The 19,771-nt window shown below is 69.1% G+C and carries 20 protein-coding genes and 1 pseudogene; 14 read left to right on the forward strand and 7 right to left on the reverse strand.

Going from position 1 to position 19,771, the window contains the following annotated elements:
• Positions 1-203 precede the first annotated feature (203 nt).
• From B079_RS0120270 to B079_RS0120285, 4 genes are all read left to right on the forward strand, one after another.
• Positions 204-1,550: a beta-ketoacyl-[acyl-carrier-protein] synthase family protein gene (locus B079_RS0120270; RefSeq protein WP_078496022.1), complete on the forward strand. Its 1,347-nt coding sequence runs from the start codon at positions 204-206 to the stop codon at positions 1,548-1,550.
• The gene (locus B079_RS0120275; protein ID WP_018547664.1) at positions 1,547-2,785 is read left to right on the forward strand and encodes a ketosynthase chain-length factor; all 1,239 of its coding nucleotides are present in this window, start codon (positions 1,547-1,549) and stop codon (positions 2,783-2,785) included. The genes B079_RS0120270 and B079_RS0120275 overlap by 4 nt, the downstream gene beginning before the upstream one ends.
• A 70-nt stretch (positions 2,786-2,855) precedes the next feature.
• Positions 2,856-3,113 carry an acyl carrier protein gene (locus tag B079_RS0120280; RefSeq protein WP_018547665.1) on the forward strand — a complete coding sequence of 86 codons (258 nt, stop codon included), beginning with the start codon at positions 2,856-2,858 and terminating at the stop codon, positions 3,111-3,113.
• A 102-nt stretch (positions 3,114-3,215) separates the two neighbouring features.
• Positions 3,216-4,157, forward strand: a complete 942-nt coding sequence (locus B079_RS0120285; protein WP_037801744.1) for an aromatase/cyclase — start codon at positions 3,216-3,218, stop codon at positions 4,155-4,157.
• 33 nt (positions 4,158-4,190) lie between these two features.
• Here B079_RS0120285 and B079_RS35945 read toward each other — a convergent pair whose 3' ends face one another.
• A complete protein-coding gene (locus B079_RS35945) occupies positions 4,191-5,030 on the reverse strand; it encodes a DUF6081 family protein (protein WP_324604071.1) in 840 nt (279 codons plus the stop codon).
• Between the two features lie 82 nt (positions 5,031-5,112).
• Between B079_RS35945 and B079_RS0120295 the strand changes: the two genes are divergently transcribed.
• From B079_RS0120295 to B079_RS0120305, 3 genes are read left to right on the forward strand one after another with little or no spacing between them, the layout of a single operon-like run.
• Positions 5,113-5,541: a nuclear transport factor 2 family protein gene (locus B079_RS0120295; RefSeq protein ID WP_018547668.1), complete on the forward strand. Its 429-nt coding sequence runs from the start codon at positions 5,113-5,115 to the stop codon at positions 5,539-5,541.
• Between the two features lie 58 nt (positions 5,542-5,599).
• Positions 5,600-6,304, forward strand: coding sequence for a 4'-phosphopantetheinyl transferase superfamily protein (locus B079_RS32400; protein WP_018547669.1), 705 nt, complete (start codon positions 5,600-5,602; stop codon positions 6,302-6,304).
• Positions 6,305-6,347: 43 nt separating this feature from the next.
• Complete coding sequence (locus B079_RS0120305) at positions 6,348-7,319, forward strand: MBL fold metallo-hydrolase (protein WP_324604067.1); 972 nt, start codon at positions 6,348-6,350, stop codon at positions 7,317-7,319.
• Positions 7,320-7,345: 26 nt separating this feature from the next.
• On the opposite strand, the gene B079_RS0120310 is transcribed toward B079_RS0120305, so the two are convergent.
• Together B079_RS0120310 and B079_RS0120315 are read right to left on the reverse strand one after the other, a co-directional pair.
• A complete protein-coding gene (locus B079_RS0120310; RefSeq protein WP_234016827.1) occupies positions 7,346-7,960 on the reverse strand; it encodes a flavin reductase family protein in 615 nt (204 codons plus the stop codon).
• A gap of 208 nt (positions 7,961-8,168) precedes the next feature.
• On the reverse strand, positions 8,169-8,867 hold the full coding sequence (locus B079_RS0120315) for a DUF5324 family protein (RefSeq protein ID WP_018547672.1): 699 nt from the start codon (positions 8,865-8,867) through the stop codon (positions 8,169-8,171).
• A 319-nt stretch (positions 8,868-9,186) separates the two neighbouring features.
• Here B079_RS0120315 and B079_RS32405 point away from each other — a divergent pair.
• Positions 9,187-9,702 (forward strand): annotated as a pseudogene (locus tag B079_RS32405) (peptidylprolyl isomerase); the annotation flags it as partial.
• A 246-nt stretch (positions 9,703-9,948) separates the two neighbouring features.
• Positions 9,949-10,857 carry a rhomboid family intramembrane serine protease gene (locus B079_RS0120325; RefSeq protein ID WP_018547674.1) on the forward strand — a complete coding sequence of 303 codons (909 nt, stop codon included), beginning with the start codon at positions 9,949-9,951 and terminating at the stop codon, positions 10,855-10,857.
• 274 nt (positions 10,858-11,131) lie between these two features.
• Here B079_RS0120325 and crgA read toward each other — a convergent pair whose 3' ends face one another.
• A complete protein-coding gene (crgA, locus tag B079_RS0120330; protein WP_018547675.1) occupies positions 11,132-11,386 on the reverse strand; it encodes a cell division protein CrgA in 255 nt (84 codons plus the stop codon).
• Between the two features lie 151 nt (positions 11,387-11,537).
• Here crgA and B079_RS0120335 point away from each other — a divergent pair, with 151 nt between their 5' ends.
• The 5 genes from B079_RS0120335 (at position 11,538) to B079_RS0120355 (ending at position 15,254) form a co-directional block, all read left to right on the forward strand.
• Positions 11,538-12,323, forward strand: a complete 786-nt coding sequence (locus B079_RS0120335) for a DUF881 domain-containing protein (RefSeq protein ID WP_026248886.1) — start codon at positions 11,538-11,540, stop codon at positions 12,321-12,323.
• Positions 12,324-12,531: 208 nt separating this feature from the next.
• Positions 12,532-12,693, forward strand: a complete 162-nt coding sequence (locus B079_RS34655) for a hypothetical protein (RefSeq protein ID WP_018547677.1) — start codon at positions 12,532-12,534, stop codon at positions 12,691-12,693.
• Complete coding sequence (locus B079_RS0120345; RefSeq protein ID WP_018547678.1) at positions 12,690-13,367, forward strand: aminodeoxychorismate/anthranilate synthase component II; 678 nt, start codon at positions 12,690-12,692, stop codon at positions 13,365-13,367. Before B079_RS34655 ends, B079_RS0120345 begins: the two co-directional genes overlap by 4 nt.
• Positions 13,364-14,470, forward strand: a complete 1,107-nt coding sequence (locus tag B079_RS0120350) for a class E sortase (RefSeq protein WP_018547679.1) — start codon at positions 13,364-13,366, stop codon at positions 14,468-14,470. Before B079_RS0120345 ends, B079_RS0120350 begins: the two co-directional genes overlap by 4 nt.
• A 31-nt stretch (positions 14,471-14,501) precedes the next feature.
• Positions 14,502-15,254 carry a class E sortase gene (locus tag B079_RS0120355; RefSeq protein ID WP_018547680.1) on the forward strand — a complete coding sequence of 251 codons (753 nt, stop codon included), beginning with the start codon at positions 14,502-14,504 and terminating at the stop codon, positions 15,252-15,254.
• A 3-nt stretch (positions 15,255-15,257) separates the two neighbouring features.
• Here B079_RS0120355 and B079_RS0120360 read toward each other — a convergent pair whose 3' ends face one another.
• The 3 genes from B079_RS0120360 to B079_RS0120370 form a co-directional block, all read right to left on the reverse strand.
• Entirely contained in the window at positions 15,258-15,941 is a 684-nt protein-coding gene (locus tag B079_RS0120360) for a hypothetical protein (protein ID WP_018547681.1), read from the reverse strand.
• Positions 15,942-16,060: 119 nt separating this feature from the next.
• Positions 16,061-18,046 carry a Stk1 family PASTA domain-containing Ser/Thr kinase gene (gene pknB / locus B079_RS0120365; protein WP_018547682.1) on the reverse strand — a complete coding sequence of 662 codons (1,986 nt, stop codon included), beginning with the start codon at positions 18,044-18,046 and terminating at the stop codon, positions 16,061-16,063.
• 170 nt (positions 18,047-18,216) lie between these two features.
• A complete protein-coding gene (locus B079_RS0120370) occupies positions 18,217-19,692 on the reverse strand; it encodes a peptidoglycan D,D-transpeptidase FtsI family protein (protein WP_018547683.1) in 1,476 nt (491 codons plus the stop codon).
• Between the last annotated feature and the right edge of the window lie 79 nt (positions 19,693-19,771).

Below are 19,771 nucleotides of genomic sequence, written 5' to 3' on the forward strand. Positions count from 1 at the left end.
GGTCTCCGTGGCCGTCGCTGTCGCCATCGCTGCTCGTCTCCCTTGCTGACGGGGCGTCTGTGTCCTGTCCGTGCCACCGGAGAGCGTGACCGCCACACCTTGAGCGCGGCTGGAAGTCGGCTCGTGGGCACGGCGCGACGCCGGCACTCACCTCTGCGGCTCGGGGCGTCCCATCGGTTCGCGAGCCGCGTTCGAGCACGCCGATGGAACGTCTTCGGCGTGTCCACGAGGTACGGCGGGCGAAAGGAGCCCCACGCGATGCCCAGCACAGGAGGAGAACGACGGTGACCCGACGCGTAGTGATCACCGGGATCGGCGTACGCGCCCCTGGCGGCGTGGGGACCAAGGAGTTCTGGGACCTGCTCACCGCCGGCCGTACGGCCACCCGGACCATCAGCTTCTTCGACGCCTCGCCTTTTCGGTCCCGGATCGCGGGGGAAGTCGATTTCGACGCCGCGGCGGAAGGGCTCTCCCCGCGGGAGATCCGTCGCATGGACCGCGCCACTCAGTTCGCCGTGGCCTGCACCCGTGACGCCCTGGCCGACAGCGGTCTCGAGACCGAGGCGCTGGACCCTTCCCGTGTCGGGGTGGCACTGGGGAGCGCCGTGGCGTCCGCGACGAGCCTGGAGAACGAATACCTGGTGATGTCGGACGCAGGCCGTGAATGGGTGATGGATCCGGCTCATCTGTCGCCCTACATGTTCGATTACCTCAGCCCGGGCGCGATGGCCGCCGAGGTGGCCTGGTCCGTCGGAGCGGAAGGCCCGGTCACCGTCGTCTCCGACGGCTGCACCTCGGGACTGGACTCGGTCGGATACGCCGTCCAGCTGATCCGGGAGGGCGGTGCCGATGTGATCGTCGCCGGTGCCGCTGATACGCCGATCTCCCCGATCGTCGTCTCCTGCTTCGACGCGATCAAGGCGACCACACCGCGGAACGACGATCCGGAGCATGCCTCGCGTCCCTTCGACGGCACCCGCAACGGCTTCGTCCTCGCCGAAGGCGCCGCCATGTTCGTGCTGGAGGAGTACGAGGCCGCCGAACGGCGCGGCGCTCACATCTACGCCGAGGTCGGCGGCTATGCCACGCGTTGCAACGCGTACCACATGACCGGCCTGAAGAAGGACGGCCGCGAGATGGCCGAGGCCATCCGGGCAGCCCTCGACGAGGCACGGCTCGACCGCACGGCCGTGGACTATGTCAACGCTCATGGGTCCGGCACCAAGCAGAACGACCGCCATGAGACGGCCGCCTTCAAGCGCGGTCTCGGCGAGCACGCGTACGCGGTGCCCGTCAGCTCGATCAAGTCCATGGTCGGCCACTCGCTCGGCGCGATCGGCTCCATCGAGATCGCCGCTTCGCTCCTGGCCATCGAGCACGGCGTCGTGCCGCCCACGGCGAACCTGCACACCAGCGACCCCGAGTGCGACCTGGATTACGTACCGCTGGTCGCGCGTGAGCAGCGGGTCGACACCGTCCTCACGGTGGGCAGCGGCTTCGGCGGTTTCCAGAGCGCCATGATCCTGCACCGCCCGGAGGTGGCCGCGTGAACACCGAAGCGCCCGGTCGTGCCGTCGTCACCGGTCTCAGTGTCGTGGCCCCTGGTGGTCTCGGCGCCGAACGCTACTGGAAAGCCCTGCTGAACGGGGAGAACAGCATCAGTGAGGTGTCCCGCTTCGACGCCTCGCGCTATCCGTCCCGGCTCGCGGGGCAGATCGACGACTTCGACGCGGCCGAGCATCTGCCCAGCCGGCTGCTGCCCCAGACGGATGTGTCCACTCGCTACGCGCTGGCCGCTGCGGACTGGGCACTCGTGGACGCCGGCGTCGGGCCGGACGCCGGTTTCGAGGACTACGACCTGGGCGTCGTCACCTCCACCGCGCAGGGAGGCTTCGAGTTCACTCACCGTGAGTTCCACAAGCTGTGGAGTCAAGGGCCCGAGTACGTCAGCGTGTACGAGTCGTTCGCCTGGTTCTATGCCGTCAACACCGGTCAGATCTCCATCCGCAACGCGATGCGCGGTCCCAGCGCCGCCCTCGTCGCGGAGCAGGCCGGAGGGCTGGACGCGATCGGACACGCTCGTCGTACGGTCCGTCGTGGCACCCGTGTGGTGCTCAGCGGAGGCGTCGACTCGGCTCTGGACCCGTGGGGCTACGCCTCTCAGCTCGCCGGGGGACTGGTCACCACCGTGGCGGACCCCGCGCGGGCCTACCTCCCCTTCGACGCCGACGCCTCCGGGTACGTTCCGGGCGAGGGCGGCGCCATCCTGATCGTCGAGGACGCGGAGTCGGCACGGGCACGTGGGGCAGAGAGGATCTACGGCGAGATCGCCGGATACGCGGCGACCTTCGACCCGGCGCCCGGCTCGGGCCGCCCGTCCGCCTTCGGCCGCGCCATCGAGCTGGCCCTCGCTCAAGCCGGGCTGACGCCCGCCGACATCTCCGTGGTGTTCGCCGACGGTGCCGGCGTGCCGGAGCTCGACCAGGCCGAGGCCGAGGCGCTGGCCCGGATATTCGGTCCGCGTGGAGTTCCTGTCACAGCGCCCAAGGCGCTCATCGGCCGTCTCTGCGCCGGAGGCGGTCCGGCCGACCTCGCGGCGGCACTCCTCGCTCTGCGCGACCAGGTGGTGCCGGCGACCGGCGGCACGGTACGGGTACCCGATGCCTATGCCCTCGACCTGGTGACCGATCAGCCTCGTGAGATCGCGCTCAGCGCCGCTCTCGTCCTGGCACGCGGGCGCCGGGGCTTCAACTCGGCTGTGGTTCTCACCGGTTTCCGCCCCTGACGGCTTCCGCGCCGGTCAGTTCTCCCCGCCATGGCACGGCAACCTCCGCCTTCACTCAAGGAGCCCAGATATGTCTCGCCTGACCATTGACGCCCTGCGCACCATTCTCGTCGCCTGCGCGGGAGCGGACGACGATGTCGAGTTCTCCGACGAGGCGCTCGACGTCACCTTCGAGGAACTCGGTTACGACTCCCTGGCCCTCATGGAGAGCGCGGCCCGCATCGAGCGCGAGTACGGCATCGAGCTGAGCGATGACGAGATCGACGAAGGGCTCACTCCGCGCCGTCTGCTCGCCATCGTCAACGAGAACCTCTCGCAGGCCGCCTGAGACCCGCCCGGTCCGTCGTCCGACCGCAGTCGGCCAGTCGATCTCGCCCGCGCCCACCGCAAGGAGTACACAATGGCCCACCGCACGCCCACACCACCTCCCGTGTCCGAGCGCACATGGCACCGCCGGGAGCACACCCTGGTGGTGGAGGCACCTGCCGCGGACCTGTACGGGCTGGTCGCCGATGTGTCGCGGTGGCCGGCCATATTCGAGCCGACGTTGCATGTGCGGCATCTGGACCGGGGAGAACGGAGCGAGCGGTTCGAGATCTGGGCGGAAGTGAACGGCGCCATCACGCACTGGAGTTCGCGGCGTCTGCTGGATCCGCGCAGGCTCTACATCTCGTTCCACCAGGAACACAGCCGCCCGCCCGTCACGTCCATGTCCGGGGGCTGGTTCTTCCGGCCGCTGGGCGATCACCGTACCCAGATCGTTCTTCGCCATCGCTTCGCCGTCGAGGACGACTCCCCGGACTCCGTGGCCCGCGTCGACGAGGCCCTGGATCGCAACAGCGCCCGCGAGCTGGGAGCGCTCGCCGCCCTTGCCGAGACCGGGTACCCCGTGGACGAGCTTGTCTTCTCGTTCACGGACACCATCCCGATCGAGGGGGGCGTGCACGACGCGTACGGCTTTGTCGAGCGAGCTGAGCGCTGGGCCGACCTGCTCCCGCACGTCTCCCGTGTCGACCTGACCGAGCCCGAAGCGGGCTTGCAGTGGCTGGAGATGGACACGGTGACGGCCGATGGGGCCGTCCACACCACGCGGTCCGCTCGGATCTGCCGAGCTTCGGAGTGGATCGCGTACAAGCAGCAGCGCACGCCCAGGCTGCTGTCCGGACACAGCGGGGAGTGGGTTTTCACCGAGGCGGCGGACGGGCCGGTGGCGGTCGCTCGTCACACCGTCGCGATCGATCCCTCCGGCATCACGGAGGTCCTGGGGCCGGACGCCACTCTCGCCGATGCACGGGCCCATCTGCGAGACGTGCTCGGGCGCAACAGCGTCGCGACGCTTCGTCATGCCGCCGAGGCATTCCGGCGGGCGTAGCGGCGGCGGCCGGCGGAGAGCGAGGGCGAAACGTCAACGGGCGCTGGTGGACATGTCCTCGGCCGTCAGGGCTGTCCGCCGGGCCCGAAGCCGTACGCCTTGGCCGCGGGCGGACGTGGCGATCAGCCCGAGACCCAGCGCGAGCCTGTCCGGGGCGACCTGTTCCTGTGGACCGGGTGTGGAGCATTCCAGCCGAGAGCCGTAGCTCCTGGCGTCGAGCCGTAGGCCCGTCCGTTCCACGGCGAAGACCTCCTTTCCGGCGAGCGACCAGCGGGCCCTTCCGGCCGAGGGGTCGACTTCGATCTCGCAGTCGTGCCACTCCTCCGGAGTACGGTCCGCGACAGGCACGGCATAGGAGAATGTGCCGTGTGCGGAGCCCGGCCTCGGCAGCCGCTCGTACAGCGCCCACACGAACCTGTTCGTCAGGGCTATGTCGAAAACCATGCCTGAGGTGCGATCCACACAGATCAATGTGGCCATGGCGCAGCGAGGCCCGTCCCCGTCCGGGTGCCGGTACGGAGCCAGGACCCGGGCCGAGATCTCCCCCCTCGCTCGGAACGGTCCGGCGCCGCGTGCCTCGGCCCGTGCGAAGGCGGCCCAGCGGAGATGGGACGCCTCCTCCCAGCCCGATGGCGCACAGGTGAAGGCGGGCGGCTGTGCCGCCTCCAGGCCGTATCCGGACTCGACGCACAGCCCGTCTCCGTCGCCGGGAACCGAAGCCCGTCCGTCACCCGGCGGCAGCCACGGAAGCGGCCGTATCTGCCAGCGTGCGGCGTGCCCCGACGCTTGCCATCCCTCGCGGAAATCTTCTTCGAACAACATGTCCGCCTCCCGAATCCCGACGTGGCGGGGTGGTCTCCGAGCTTGTGCCATCGGGCTCAAGCCGCAGTGGAGGGGCCCTCTAGCCCGCCGGGCGACGGTGAGGTCATCGACCGTCTCACAGCAGGAGATTCCAGTGACCGTCACCGCAGTCGGCACCGAGGTTTACGCGCGCGTCCAGCACTTCTACGCCCACCAGATGCAGGCTCTCGACGGAGGGCGATTCGCCGACTACGCGGCAACCTTCACGGCGGACGGGACCTTCCAGCATTCCCCCTCCGCGGCCCCCGCCGTGGGGCATGCGGGGATCGTTTCCGAACTGGTCGAGTTCAACAAGCGCTTCGACGGCGATCCGGTGCAGCGGCGGCATTGGTTCAACCACATCGCCTTGGAGCCGCAGGACGACGGCTCGTTGCGTTCCACCGTGTACGCGCTGGTCGTCACCACCCGGCCGGGCGGAAAGCCGGAGATCGCTCCCAGTTGTGTCGTCCACGACGTACTCGAGATCACCGAGTCGGGGGTCCGTACCCGCTCCCGGCTGGTCACGCACGATCAGCTTGTCTGACTCATCCCTCGCCCTGTCCCCGCTTCCGGCCGGCCTCTCGCTCAGGGAGCCGCTGCTGGTGCACGGGACGGTCGAGGCATGGGCACGGGCCGCGGAGAGCCGACCCGGTCCCCACCCTGAGGACGAGGCGCGTCTGAGGAGCCTGCACGGTGCCGGGACGCGCCGCCGTTTTGTCGCTTCCCGGCTCCTGTTGCGTGTGCTGTTGGGCACGCTCGTCGGCGGCCGTCCCGAGGGTGTACGGCTGAGCCGCACCGTGTGGGGACGGCCGTACGCACCTGATCTGCCGGGCCTGGATTTCAGCCTGAGTCACACCGGCTCGTTCCTCGTGGCCGCCGTGGTGCGAGACGGCCGTATCGGTGTGGACGCGGAGCGCTCCGGACGCGTCATGTCCGTACTGGAGCACCGAATCTGTACCCCCTATGAGCGAGCTGCCTTCGCCACCCGCGTGCTGAGCGGGGCCGGGCGCGATCGGGAGCTGCTACGCCTGTGGACTCTGAAAGAGGCATACACCAAGGCTCTCGGTACTGGATTGCGGCAGGCTCCGCGCAGCTTCGGCCTGGATGACGACGACCCGGTCGGCCGCCCCGTTCTGCGCGACTCCGACGGCACCGCTCTGACCGGGGGCCTGACCACCGTCACTCACACGATGCCATGGGGGCCGGGGGCCGGTGTGCTGGTCAGTGTCGTGGCCGGTCACCGGAGCTCTCCGACGCCGGGCCCGAGCCGTGAACCGGTTCGGTTCGAGCCGGTCTCCAGCCGCTGAGCCGACGATGCGCCAGACCTACGATCTCCAGAAGGAGTCCCTCATGTCCCACCCGGTCCCTTCCGCTGTTCCCCGTTCCATTCCCGCTCCCGTACGCCGGGGCGATCCCGGCTTCCTCGGCAGGCCGGAGATGGCCGAGGTCGCCGACGGAGTGTTCGCCTACGTCCAACCGGATGGCGGCTGGTGCCTGAACAACGCAGGGCTGATCGTTTCGGGCCATCGTGCCGCGCTCGTGGACACGGCGGCCACAGAGGCACGTGCCCGCGCGCTGCGCACGGCCGTGCTGTCCCTCACGCCGACGGTCCCCCAGGTGCTGATCAACAGCCACTCCCATGGGGACCACACCTTCGGCAACTTCGTCTTCCCCGAAGCCCTCGTCGTCGGACACGAACGAACCCGTGCCGAAGTGACCGCGACAGGTCTCCACTTGACCGGTCTCTGGCCGGACGTCGAGTGGGGAGCACTTGAAATCGTTCCGCCCGCTTTGACGTTCCGGGACCGACTCACCTTGCACATAGGCGACAAGGTCGCCGAAATCATGCATCTCGGCATCGCCCACACGACCAACGACAGTGTGATCTGGCTGCCGGAAGAGCGAGTTCTGTTCACCGGCGACGTGGTGATGAACGGCGTGACACCGTTCTGCCCGATGGGTTCGGTGGCCGGTTCCCTGGACGCTCTGGCCGCCATGCGCGCCCTCCGGCCCGAAATCGTCGTTCCCGGACACGGCCCCGTGGGGAGGGCGGATCTGTTCGATGAGACGGAGGGCTACCTCAGGCTGCTGCGGAGTCTCGCCCGGCAGGGCGTCGCCGAGGGGATCGACCCGGTCAGCCTCGCCCGGCAGACGGATCTGGGGCCTTACGGCCGGTGGCTGGACGCGGAGCGGCTCGTCCCCAACCTCTTCCGGGCGTATGCCGAGGAACAAGGCGAGGCCCGCGGTTCTCACGTGGACATGGGCGAAATGTTCCGGCGCATGGTCGAATACCACGGCGGAGTGCCGACCTGCCACGCCTGATGGATGGCCCCCGGTGTCCGCGCCGCTCATGCTCGCGCGGCCATGGCGGACGTCGCGGCCTCGATGTCCCAGGCGACGAACTGGCCCTGTTGGTACAGCAATGGGTGAGCGTCCTCGCCGGTGCCGCCCCGGGGCCGGGTCCAGACTCGTTCCATCCGCCCGATCAGCAGTCGGTGGTCGCCTGCGGGCACCGACTGCTCCAGCGCGCACTCGGTGTAAGCCAGCACCCCGTCGAGCAGCACCGGGCAGTCCGGAATGGAATTGCCCCCCTGCCATGATGCTCCGGCGAACTTCTGGTCCGATCGCCCGGCGAAGACGCGCGCTAGCGATTCGCCGCCGTTGTCGGCCAGCAAATGGAGCGCGAAGACCTTGGAGTCGAGTAGGGCCGGGAGCGTACGGGAGCGTTCGTCCACGCACACTAGCAAGAGCGCCGGGTCGAGCGAGACCGCACTGAACGCATTGCAGGTGAAGCCGGTCGGTCTGCCGTCGGAGCCCGTCGTGGTCACCACCGCGACGGCTGTGGGCACCGCCCCGAAGAAGTCGCGGAATGCCTCAGGCCGTACCGCCATGCCTTTCACCGCCGTCACCTCGTATGCCTGCTGGGCGTCGTGAGCGCCCTGGGGAAGATCCGGTGAGCCCATCCGCGGGAACCCGGACCAAGCCACCCTCTCCAGGGTGTCTGGAGGTCTCCTGGACTTCGGCTGGAGCTGCTTTCCGGCGGGTGTCGAGGTCGTCGGTGAATGTCGTGGTGCGTACGCGCAACGGCGTTTCACGTGAAACATCCCGTGGTCCGAGCGATCTCAAGATCGCTCGGACCACAGGATGGGGGGCGCGAGGGAACGCTACGCGTCACCTGTTCTCGTCGCCGTTGGACGAGTCCTCCTCGTTCTGCTTCGCGCGGACCTCGGGGTCCAGGGGGGAGCCGGTGCCGTCCACCGAGTGGAGGCGGGCGGCGTCGGGCATCTCCGTGGCGGCCGGGGGCTCGACCAGCCAGTCCGGGTTGGCCTGCTTGTCCCACCACTTCCACACGGCGAGGGCCGTACCGGCGACGATGCTGGCCAGGGCCGCGTACTTCAGGGCGCGGCGGGCCGTGCAGCGGCGCTCGTTGCGGCGGGCCAGCTTCTCGATCTGCCGGGCGGAGACATTGCCGCGCAGTGCGACCAGCGCGGCGGCACCCCGCGTCGCGGCCTCGTCGTAGACAGGACCGGCGGCGGCCACGGCCTGCTCGATCCGCGGGCGCGAGTACTCGGCCGCCTGCTTGGCGGCCTTGCGGGTGCGCTCCGCGGCCTCCTGAGCGGCCTGGTCCACCTTCGGCGGGACATGGGAACGGGCCTGCTCAAGACGCGGGGCGAGCAGCGCGTCGTACTGCACTCGGGCCTGGTCGGCGGCCTGGGACACCACGGGCGCGAGCCGTACGCGTGCCTCCTGCGCGAAATACGCGGCACGCTCCTTGGCCGTGTCGGCGTAGGGCGCCACCACGTCCGCGGCGTGCAGCACGCTGTCCTTCGCCGAGCCGGTCGCGGCGCGCACGCTCTCGATGCGGGTCACGGGAACCTCCTCCTCGGTGGCGGTACGGTATGTCGACTGTCCACCCTGTTACGGATCATGCCTGTCCGGGGCCCGCACGGCATGTGCGAGCGGGCATACGGGTGCCGATCGCTTCGTAAGTACGGAATTCCGGGCAACGGCCCCATCGTCGACCCTGCCACGAATCCCCGCCGCGCGCCGCTCTCCGCGGCGAACCGGTGGCAGTACGGCGCGGAACTCGTGGCCGTCCGGGGTTCGCACGCCCCGGGCGTGCGACGATCGAAGCCTTTCCGGGAATGACGACGGAAACGAATGACGGAAACAACAGGGAAGGCACCCCGTGGCCGAGCAGCTCTACGCCACTCTCAGGACCGATCGCGGCGACATCAGGATCCGGCTGTTCCCGAACCACGCCCCGGCCACCGTCAGAAACTTCGTCGAACTCGCCCGGGGCGAGCGTGCCTGGAAGAACCCCGAGACCGGCGCGGAGAGCACGGAGCCGCTCTACGACGGAACGGTCTTCCACCGGGTGATCAGCGGATTCATGATCCAGGGCGGTGATCCGCTCGGCACCGGCATCGGCGGACCCGGCTACCAGTTCCCCGACGAGTTCCACCCCGACCTGTCCTTCAACCGGCCCTATCTGCTCGCCATGGCCAACGCCGGGCCGGGCACCAACGGCTCGCAGTTCTTCATCACGGTCTCGCCGACGGTGTGGCTCAACCGCAAGCACACGATCTTCGGCGAGGTCGACGGGGAGGAGAGCCGGAAGGTGGTCGACGCCATCGCGGCCGTGCCCACCGGGCGGGATCACCGTCCGGTGCAGGACGTGGTGATCGAGACCGTCCTCGTGGAGCGGACCGGGCAGGAGCGGGGAACTGGAGCGGGACAGGGAACGGGCCCGGGGCAGGGAGCCGGGCCCGGACGCGGAACGGACCAGCCGGGGAAGAACATGGAGACCGCCGGGTAGTCCACAGGAGACGGGGCACCGCACACGCGAGGGACGGAAGACCCGCAGGGGAACCAAATGCCCCGCTCGTCCGTAAGGATGAGCAGGGCGGGGTATCGCCCGGCGATGTCCCGCGACGGACAAGGGGATCTCATGGACCAGGCCGCAGCCGGCGCCCGGGACGCCCGGAGCCTGCCCGCGTGCTACCGGCACCCGGACCGCGAGACCGGCGTGCGCTGCACCCGCTGCGACCGCCCGATCTGCCCGGAGTGCATGGTCGACGCCTCGGTCGGCTTCCAGTGCCCCGACTGTGTGCGCGGCACCGCGCACACCCCCGCACCCGGCGGCCACGCCCCGGCACCGGCCCCGGGCGCCGCAGCGCCCCGCACGCTGGCGGGAGGCAGGCACACCGCCGATCCCCGGCTCGTCACCAAGGTGCTCATCGGGCTGAACGTCGTCTTCTTCGCGATCCAGCAGATCGTCGGGGACGCCTTCACCAACCGCTTCGAACTGCTCGGCTACGCCCTCGTCCCGCAGCTCGGCGTGCAGGGTGTGGCGGACGGTCAGTACTACCGGCTGCTGACCGCGATGTTCCTGCACGGCGGCTTTCTGCACATCGCGTTCAACATGCTCAGCCTGTGGTGGATCGGCGGACCGCTCGAAGCCGCCCTCGGCCGCGCCCGCTATCTGTCCCTCTACCTGGTCTCCGGACTCGCGGGCAGCGCGCTCAGCTATCTGATCGCCGCGCCCAACGCGCCCTCCCTGGGCGCCTCCGGTGCGATCTTCGGCCTGTTCGGCGCCACCGTCGTCCTGGTGCGGCGGCTCAATTACGACATGCGGCCGGTCATCGCCCTGCTGGTGATCAACCTGATCATCACGTTCCAGGTCCCCGGCATCGCCTGGCAGGCCCACATCGGTGGCCTGGTCGCCGGTATCGGCGTCGGCTACGCGATGATCCACGCCCCGCGCGAGCGACGGCAGCTGATCCAGTACGGCGCCTGTGCACTGGTGCTCGTCGTGGTGGCGATTCTCACCCTGGTGAGAACGGCCCAGCTGACCTGACCCGAACCGTTGTCCACAGCGTGTGCGCGATCTTGTGCACAGCGTGCGGGAACAGCCGTGCCCCCCGTCGCTCGGATGAGTTCCCGCAGGTCAGACAGGGGGCAGTGGCCGTTCCGCAGCCGGTAGGGCAGTCACACCGGCGTCAACGATCGATGAGTTATCCACAGATCGTAGTTTCTTTTCCCCAGGCACATGTGGAAACTCTGCCCAAGGCTGTGGATAACTCAGTGAAGGGCCGTGGGCAGAGGTGCCCGGGCCCCGTCGTGCGGCCCGGCTACTTCCACTGCGTGGAGACGCCGAACCCGGCCGCGATGAAGCCGAAGCCCACCACGATGTTCCAGTTGTCCAGGCTGTCGATCGGCAGCGAGCCGTCGGTCACGTAGAAGACCACGATCCACGCCAGGCCGATGAGGAACATGGCCAGCATCACGGGCGCGACCCAGGCGCTGTTGCCGAGCTTGACGGCCTGCGCCTGCTTCACGGGCGGCGGCGTGTAGTCGGCCTTCTTGCGGATACGTGACTTCGGCACGAGGGTCTCTCCTGTCGATGCGCTGCGTGGCCGCGCAGAGTACGGGTCGGGCTCGGGGCAGCGTACAAGGGGACAGTAAGGGCACACTGAGCGCTCCCCCGGGCGTCCGTTAGCGTAGTGCTTCTACGGCGCCGAAGGAGATAAGGGTACGTTGAGCAATTCTGCCGACTCCCCCGGTACGGGATCAACGGGTCCGACCCGTCCCCGCGCGCGCCTGAAGCCGGTGCGGATCCTCACGGCGGGCGTGTTCGCCCTGGCCGGGCTGATCTTCTTCACCAGTTTCGACACCGCCAAGGGCACGGACATCCGCACCGACACCTCGCTGCTGAAGCTGTCCGACCTGATCCAGGAGCGCAGCCGCAAGAACAAGGGCCTCGACGAGTCCAACGCGACCCTGCGCGAGCGGGTGGAGTCGCTGGCCGAGAGCGACGACGGCGGCAGCCGCTCCAAGAACGGTGAACTCGGCGGTCTGGAGCGCAGCGCGGGCACGCACGAGCTGACCGGCAAGGCGATCACCGTCACCCTGAACGACGCCCCGCCGAACGCCACCGCCAAGCTCCCCGGCTACCCCGAGCCGCAGCCCGACTATCTGGTGATCCACCAGCAGGACCTCCAGGCCGTGGTCAACGCCCTGTGGCACGGCGGCGCCCGCGGCATCAAGGTCATGGACCAGCGGCTGATCTCCACCAGCGCGGTGCGCTGCGTCGGCAACACCCTGATCCTCCAGGGCCGCGTCTACTCGCCCCCGTACAAGATCACGGCGGTCGGCGACCCCGACCGGCTCAAGCAGGCCCTCGCCGACAGCAAGGCGATCCAGACGTACATGGTGTACGTCAACGTCTACGGCCTCGGCTGGCAGGTCGCCGACGACGGCGACGTGACCCTGCCCGGCTACACCGGCACCGTGGACCTGCACTACGCGCGGCCGGTCGCGTAGGACCTTCCCGGGGCCTCATGAGGCACTTCGTGAGAACCGGCGAAGGGCGCCGCGAAACCCGCCGTGTCGCACGTTGAGGTGATCGGGGCCGGGACACGTAAGTCCGGGTGTCGACCCGGCCTGTGGACAACGGCCGGGAGGCCGTCCGGCGCCGTTAGTCTGGTGCGGTACGGCGTGAGTCTGTGCCGTGAGGAACGGAAGGGACGGCATGTACGGCTTGATCTGGCGGCTTCTGCCGGGCAACACGTGGGTGAAGGCCCTGCTCTCACTCGTGCTGGTCCTGGCCGTGGTCTATGTCCTGTTCCAGTACGTGTTCCCGTGGGCCGAACCACTGCTGCCCTTCAACGATGTGACGGTGGACCACCAGTGAGCGGCGCGCGGATTCTCGTTGTCGACAACTACGACAGCTTCGTCTTCAACCTCGTCCAGTACCTCTACCAGCTGGGCGCCGAGTGCGAGGTCGTGCGCAACGACGAGGTGACCACCGCCCACGCCCATGGGGGCACCTCCCGCTCGAGCGCAGCCGAGAGTGGGGGAGGCTTCGACGGCGTCCTGCTCTCGCCGGGTCCTGGCACGCCCGAGGAGGCGGGGGTGTGCGTGGACATGGTCCGGCACTGCGCCGCGACCGGCGTGCCGGTGTTCGGGGTCTGCCTGGGGATGCAGTCGATGCAGGTGGCGTACGGCGGCGTGGTCGACCGCGCGCCCGAGCTGCTGCACGGCAAGACCTCCCCGGTGCTCCACGGCGGCACGGGCGTCTTCGCCGGGCTGCCCTCGCCCTTCATCGCGACCCGCTACCACTCGCTGGCCGCCGAGCCGGCCACCGTCCCGGCCGAGCTGGAGGTCACCGCCCGCACCGAGGACGGGATCGTCATGGGGCTGCGCCACCGCGAACTCCCGGTGGAGGGCGTGCAGTTCCACCCCGAGTCGGTGCTGACCGAGCACGGGCACCGGATGCTGGCCAACTGGCTGGCGGAGTGCGGCGACCAGGGTGCCGTGGCGAGGTCGGCGGGGCTCGCCCCGGTGGTGGGCAGGTCCACGGCGTGACCGCGCTGCGCCCCGAGCGCGAGGACGTGTACGGCGAGGCGCCGTACGGGTCCTACGGCCCGGTGTTCACGGGCGCGGGCGACCCGCCGACGGCACGGATGCCGGCCGTGGACGGGCACGGGGGCGTGCCGGGCGGCGCACCGGAGCCGCCCTCCAACGAGCAGACGATGGCGCTGCGGCTCCCCGAGCCGCCACCGGGTGCCGGGAACGGCTCTGGAGGCGCCTCTGCGGGCGCTTCGGGCCGGACGGGTGCCGCGGGTGCTCCGGGCGGCCGAGCGGCCCGCAGGAAGGCCGCCAAGCGCGGCGGCGGCCGGGGCGGCGGACGGCACGGCGGGGCCAAGGACACGGCGGGCGCGGCGAGTTCGGCGGAAGCGGACTCCGGACGGCCGCTGTCCCGGGTGGAGGCGCGGCGCCAGGCGCGGGCGCGCAAGCCCGGCGCGGCCGTCGTGGTGAGCCGGGCGATCGGCGAGGTCTTCATCACCACCGGCGTCCTGATGCTGCTGTTCGTCACCTATCAGCTGTGGTGGACGAACGTGCGCGCGCACGCGCAGGCGGGCAGCGAGACCCACCAGCTCCAGGACGACTGGGCGAGCGGCAAGCGGGCGCCGGGCGTCTTCGAGCCCGGCCAGGGCTTCGCGATCCTGCACATACCCAAGCTGGACGTGGTGGTGCCGATCGCCGAGGGCGTCAGCAACAAGCGGGTGCTCGACAAGGGCATGGTCGGGCACTACGGCGAGGCGCCGCTGAAGACCGCGATGCCCTACGACAAGTCGGGCAACTTCGGCCTGGCCGCGCACCGCAACACGCACGGTGAGCCGTTCCGGTACATCAACAAGCTCGTCTCGGGCGACCCGGTCGTCGTCGAGACACAGGACAAGTACTTCGTGTACAAGGTCACTTCGATGCTTCCGGTGACGCCGCCGTCCAACACCAGCGTGCTGGACGCGGTCCCCAAGGGGTCGGGTTTCACGGCGCCGGGCCGGTACATCACCCTCACCACGTGCACTCCGGAGTTCACCAGCAAGTACCGGCTGATCGTCTGGGGCAAGATGGTCGAGGAACGCCCGCGCAGCAAGGGCAAGCCGGACGCGCTCATCGAGTAGGCGAGCCGAGTCGAACAGGGGCACAGGACGAGTGGCAGCGACCGCCGACGACACCGCAGAACACACGGACGCGTCCGGCGCGGGCAGCGCCCCGCGCCGACCTCGGCCCGGCCCCGTCGCCCTGATGGTGAGCTTCCTCGGTGAAGTCCTCATGACGGTGGGCGTGATCCTCGGGCTGTTCGTCGTCTACTCCCTGTGGTGGACGAACGTCGTCGCGGACCGGCACGCCGACCGGCAGGCCGACAAGGTCCGCGACCACTGGGCCCGTTCGGCCGACACCGGCCCCGGCAAGCTCGACACCAAGGACGGCATCGGCTTCCTGCACGTCCCCTCGATGCACAACGGCGCGGTCCTGGTGGAGAAGGGCACCTCCACCGACGTCCTCGACGAGGGCGTGGCGGGCTACTACACCGACCCCGACAAGGCCGTGCTGCCCACCTCGGGCAAGAAGGGCAACTTCACGCTCGCCGCCCACCGCGACGGCCACGGCGCCAAGTTCCACAACATCGACAAGGTGCGCGAGGGCGACCCGGTCGTCTTCGAGACCAAGGACAACTGGTACGTCTACAAGGTCTACTCGATCCTCCCCGAGACCTCGAAGTACAACGTCGACGTCATCGACCAGGTCCCCGAGGAGTCCGGCAAGAAGAAGCCGGGCCACTACATCACCCTGACGACCTGTACCCCCGTCTACACGAGCCGCTACCGCTACGTGGTCTGGGGCGAACTCGAACGCGTCCAGAAGGTCGACAGCAAGCGCACCCCGCCCAAGGAACTCCGCTGACCCTCACCAGCTCCCCTGGAGCCGCCGCAGCCGCGCCGAGTGCAGCCTGAGGCGGTTCTCGGCCCGCCGCACGTCACCGTGCAGCGCGGTCAGCCGGCGGTGGTGCTCGCCCGAGGTCTCGATCAGGGCGTTGAACATCGGGACGACGGTCCGGCCGAGGACGTGGTTGATGCGTTGGTCGATGCGGGCGTCCAGGGCGGCCAGGGAGAGGATCTCGGGGGTGGCGGGCTCGGCGGGCTCGGCCGGATGGCCGGCGGATTCGTTCATGAGTCCGGTGCGGGCCAGGTGCTCCATGTCGAGGAGATAGGTGCGCACCTGCCGGGCGACCTCGCTGTCGCGGAGCAGCATGGCGATGTTGAGGACGGCTCGGCGGGAGTAGACGGTGAGGCTGGATCGGGGCTGTGGATAACTTCCGGAATAGCGTGACAAGATGTCACGCTTAAATTCCTGCAGGTCACGGCCCTGAAGCGTCACCATCCCGTTCTCGGACAGCTCTTCACGGTGCCGCGCCTTGACCTGTCGGATGGCCTCGACACTCACCCCGAAGTACGCCGCCACCATCGCCGTCGTCACATGCAGCCCGTCCGGCAGCAGCGCGAGTGTCTTCACCCGGTCCAGTACATCCGTGCGATCCAGTACGGAGCTGCGGAGCGCCCGGGACTCCAGGAGTGCGGTCTGATCAATCATGTCCTGTCAACGACCGACGCGCGGGCGAGGGCACGAGTCCGGAAAACGAGGCCGGAAACCCGGAAAACACGGTCCCCCGGCACCGTGCGGTGCCGGGGGACCGAAGGGGGCGGGGCGGGTCAGCCGTTCGTGCCGCCGAAGATGTTCGGGAAGCCGCCGTTGTTGCCGTTGCCCTGCTTCACGGCCTGGAGGGTGATGGTGTCGCCCTTCTTGACCGTGGCGCCCGGACCCGGGTTGGAGTTGACCACCGTGGCGTCGTCCTCCCCGCTGTTCGGGGTCGCGACGTTGAGGCCCAGACCCTGGAGCGTTTCGCGGGCTTCCTTGAGCTGGTGGCCGCGGAGGTCGGGCAGCTGGATCTGCTGGTCGTCCTGCGCCTTGCCGATCGTGATCGCCACCGGGGTGTTCTTCTTGACCTGCTGGCCCGCCTGCGGGTTGGTGCCCGTCACCTTGCCGACCAGGTTCGGGTCGTCGGTCGGGGCCTCGGTGCAGTTGCCGTTCGGGGCCAGCCCCGCCTGCTGGATGGCCGCCTTCGCCTCGTCACAGGTCTTGCCACCGACGTCGGGGACCGCGACCTTCTCCTCGGCCCGGGCCACGATCAGCGTGATCGTGGAGCCCTTCTGGACGCGCTTGCCGTCCACCGGGTTCTGGTCGAGCACCTTGTCGGGGGTGTCGCTGCTGACCCGGGTCTCCTTCTTGACCGTGAACTTGTAGTCGTCGCCCTCCAGCTTGTCCCGGGCGTCGTCGAAGGAGAGGCCGATCACGCTGGGGACGGTGACCTTGGGGGCACCGGTGGAGACCACCAGCTTGACGGTGTCGCCCTTCTTGACGTCCGTGCCCGCCTTCGGGGTCTGCGAGCAGACGTTGTTCTTGGGCTGGTCCTCGCAGGGCTTGCGTTCGGTGCTGAGCTCCAGGCCGACGTTGCCCGCCTGTTGCTTGGCGTCCTCGAGTTTGATGCCGACGAGGTTCGGGGCCTCGAAGCCCTTGTCACCGGGCTTGTCGCCGAACGCGTACATGCCGAGCAGGATCGCTCCGGCCAGCACCAGCACACCGGCGACCACGAGCAGGATCGTCGAGGTGTTGTTGCTCTTCTTCGGCTGGCGCCGCCGGTCCGGGCGGTCGTCGTAGCCGTAGCCGCCGTCGTCCGGGGACATCGGCGGGATCATGGTCGTCGCCCCGGCGGGCTCGGCGCGCATCGCCGTGGTGGCCTGGGAGTCGAGGTAGCCGCCGTAGCCGACCGCGCCCATGGCGGCGGTGGCGGCGACGGGCTGGCCGTCGAGGCACGCCTCGATGTCCTGGCGCATCTCGTCGGCGGACTGGTAGCGGTAGTTCGGGTCCTTGACCAGCGCCTTGAGGACGATCGCGTCCATCTCGGGGGTGATCTCGGGGTCGAACACGCTGGGCGGCTGCGGCTCCTCGCGGACGTGCTGGTAGGCCACGGCCACGGGCGAGTCGCCGACGAACGGAGGACGGACGGTCAGCAGTTCGTAGAGCAGACAGCCGGTGGAGTAGAGGTCCGAGCGGGCGTCGACCTGCTCGCCCTTGGCCTGCTCCGGCGAGAGGTACTGCGCGGTGCCGATGACGGCCGAGGTCTGGGTCATCGTCATACCGGAGTCGCCCATGGCGCGCGCGATGCCGAAGTCCATGACCTTGACCTGGCCGTTGCGCGTCAGCATGACGTTGGCCGGCTTGATGTCTCGGTGGACGATGCCGCTGCGGTGGGCGTACTCCAGGCCCTGGAGGATGCCGACCGTCATCTCCATGGAGCGCTCCGGCAGCAGTTTGCGGCCGGAGTGCAGCAGCTCACGGAGCGTGGAGCCGTCGACGTACTCCATCACGATGTACGGGATCGAGACCCCGTCGATGTAGTCCTCGCCCGTGTCGTAGACCGCGACGATCGCGGGATGGTTGAGCGAGGCGGCCGACTGGGCCTCCCGGCGGAACCGGGCCTGGAAGGACGGGTCGCGCGCGAGATCCGCGCGGAGCGTCTTCACTGCCACCGTGCGGCCGAGGCGGGTGTCGTGCGCGAGGTAGACCTCGGCCATGCCACCGCGGCCAAGCACATGGCCCAGCTCGTACCGGCCGCCGAGGCGACGCGGCTCTTCCATAGCTACCTACCAGCCCTCTCCGTCGGTCCCGGCCTGCACGTGTGTGCGGCCGGAGGCTGCCGTCCGGGCCCTACCGTACCCGTCCCGCTCTGTGTGACCTGGCCAAGCCGGTAACCCGATACCGGACCGGTATCGCAACGTGCACCGTTGTGAAGGCGACGTGATCGGGCTCACTTCTTGGAGTTGATGACCGCCTGCATGACACTCTTCGCGATCGGGGCGGCCAGGCCACCGCCGGAGATGTCGTCACGGACGGCCTTGTCGTCCTCGATGACCACCGCGACCGCGACCGGGGAGCTGTTGTCGGGGAGCTTGGCGTAGGAGATGAACCACGCGTACGGGTTCTCGCTGTTCTCCACACCGTGCTGCGCGGTACCGGTCTTGCCGCCCACCGTCACCCCGGGGATCAGCGCCTTGGTACCCGTGCCCGACTTGACCACGGTCTCCATCATCGACTGGAGGATCTGCGCGTTCTGCGCCGTCAGCGGACGGCTCAGCTCCTTCGGCTCGGTCTTCTCGATCGGGTCGAGGTTGGAGGACTGCAGCTCGTCGACCATGTACGGCTTCATCAGCTTGCCGTCGTTGGCCACCGCCGAGGCGACCATGGCCATCTGCAGCGGAGTGGCCGCGGTGTTGTACTGGCCGATGGAGGACAGCGCGGTCTGCGAGTCGTTCATCTTGTCCGAGAACACCGAGGCGTTGGAGCGGACCGGGACGAACTGCTCGGAGTCGAAGCCGAACTTCTTGGCCTCGGCGAGCATCTTGTCGTTGCCGAGGTCGGCGCCGATCTTGCCGAAGACGCTGTTGCAGGAGACGCGCAGCGCCTCGCGCATGGTCGCGTTCTCGCAGGGCAGGTTGCCCTCGTTCTTCAGCTCGGTCTGCGTGCCCGGCATGACCCAGGGCAGCGGCGAGTCGGTCTTCTGGTCGGCGGAGGAGTACAGACCGTTCTGCAGCGCCGCCGCCGCGGTGACCACCTTGAAGGTGGAGCCCGGCGGGTAGGTCTCGCGCAGCGCCCGGTTGAGCATCGGGTCCGAGGAGTCGTTCTTCTTCTGCAGCTTCTGCCAGGCCGCCGAGTCGCTGTCGCGGTCGCCCGAGAAGGAGGACGGGTCGTACGACGGGTAGGAGGCCAGCGCCAGGATCTTGCCGGTGGAGGGGTCGAGCGCGACCACGGCGCCCTTGCCGCCCTGGGCCTTCAGACCGTTGTACGCGGCCTTCTGCGCCGCCGCGTTGAGGGTGGTGACGACGTTGCCGCCCTGCTTGGGCTTGCCCGTGATCATGTCGAGGGTGTTGCGGAAGAAGAGCCGGTCGTCGTTGCCGGTGAGGATGCCGTCGTCCAGCTTCTCCAGCTGGCTGCCGTCGAAGGCCTGCGAGGAGTAGCCCGTGACGGGCGCCCACATGGGCCCGTCCTTGTACGTGCGCTTGTACTTGAAGTCGCCCGCCTTGGTGACGACCGAGCCCGTTATGGGGTTGCCGTCGACGACGATGTCGCCGCGCGGGGAGGCGTAGCGCTCGATGGCGACGCGGCGGTTGGCGGGGTCGGTGCGCAGCTTGTCGGCCTGGGCGTACTGGAGCCAGTTGTCACGGATCAGCAGTGCCAGGACGAGGAGTCCGCAGAAGATCGCGATTCGGCGCAGGGGCTTGTTCACGTCCGGCCTTTCCACAAGCTAACAGGGGCGCCTGTTGCTTCAGTCTGTCGGTGTTGCTGGCGCTCGTCCTCGGCCGCCC

Source organism: Streptomyces sp. LaPpAH-108, from assembly GCF_000373625.1.
Lineage (GTDB): Bacteria > Actinomycetota > Actinomycetes > Streptomycetales > Streptomycetaceae > Streptomyces.